This is a genomic window from Bartonella sp. MR168JLCBS (assembly GCF_042194175.1).
The window spans coordinates 1-702 of sequence record NZ_JBHIMP010000162.1; the positions used below are offsets into that span (position 1 = coordinate 1).

The window sequence follows — 702 nt, forward strand, 5'->3', positions numbered from 1 at the left end:
ATCTTAACGCTCTCGAGCGCTTTGAAAATCAGAAAAAGGAACAAAAAATCATTGGTTTTGGCAATTTGCGTAACCGTCATTGTGCGATGGTTGCTGGAGAGGCAGGTGTTGACTATCTGTTTTTTGGCAAATTAGGTGCGGATAAAAAACCGCATGCGCACCCTCGCAATCTCCAGTTAGGCCGTTGGTGGGCAGAGATTATGGAAACTCCTGCTATCATTCAAGCAGGAAATGATTTTGCAAGTTTTGATGAGGTAATAAAGACCGCATGTGAATTTATTGCCGTCGAAGAAATCATTTTTGCGCACGACTCTCCTTTGCTCATGCTGAAAATGATCAAAGAAAAATGTGAAAATTCGCACTTATAATGCCGAAAAAACATCAAAAACGAAATATCCACCTGTACCAAACGACAGGCACAGAGAACGTAAAACCCCTCACCTAACTGCTTCTTGCAACAAACAGGGAAGAGACGGTTTTATGAAAAATTGTCATAAAAGAACAAAGACACAAGACATCCAAACGTATCATAGTGCTGTTTCAGCGCCCAGAGAGGCTCTCCCCTTATAATCATGATTATGGTGTCTTGATCGCAGACGCAATGATCAATAGAGATTAAAAGCCCGAAGTCTCGATACATAAATTTTCCTCGCTTTGCGGGTGTCCTGGGATTCTGGGAGATTTTGCTATGTCCAGGTGCTC

At 42.2% G+C, this 702-nt stretch carries 1 protein-coding gene; it reads left to right on the top strand.

Annotated elements, in window-relative coordinates:
* Window positions 1-368, top strand: a 368-nt coding sequence (locus ACFIK8_RS10025; RefSeq protein ID WP_375669337.1) for a thiamine phosphate synthase, incomplete at its 5' end; no start/stop codon positions are given.
* Window positions 369-702 lie beyond the last annotated feature (334 nt).